Source organism: Alkalilimnicola sp. S0819 (genome assembly GCF_009295635.1).
Lineage (GTDB): Bacteria > Pseudomonadota > Gammaproteobacteria > Nitrococcales > WHIW01 > S0819.
This window is the reverse complement of record NZ_WHIW01000078.1, coordinates 1-300: the sequence shown is the minus strand read 5'-3', so window position 1 is coordinate 300 and position 300 is coordinate 1. Positions and strand designations below refer to the sequence as shown.

Genomic DNA, 300 nt, shown 5'->3' with positions numbered 1-300 from the left:
TGCGCCAGCAGGGGGTGGAGATCCAGACCCGTGCCTCGGGCACGGTGCTGGATATGGAGCAGCTGGAACAGGCCTTCGGGGACGTGATGGGGGCCCTCGACGAGCTCTCCCGATATCGCCGCGAGGCGCTGCCGAGACTCGATGAGCAGATCGGCCGGCTGGAGGAGCTGGGCGCCCAGGGGGATGCGGCGATACGGCGCCTGGACGAGGGGACCGCCGCGCAGCCGGCGAGCTGATCAGCCCCGCGCCTGGCGTTGTAGGGAGTCCGCGCCCCGGAATGCCCAGCAGCCTCTCCGGATT

1 protein-coding gene is annotated in these 300 nt (G+C 71.0%); it reads left to right on the top strand.

Going from position 1 to position 300, the window contains the following annotated elements:
- The coding region (locus tag GBG68_RS14050) for a toxic anion resistance protein (RefSeq protein ID WP_193222361.1) at nt 1-236 on the top strand (236 nt) is incomplete at its 5' end.
- Nucleotides 237-300 lie beyond the last annotated feature (64 nt).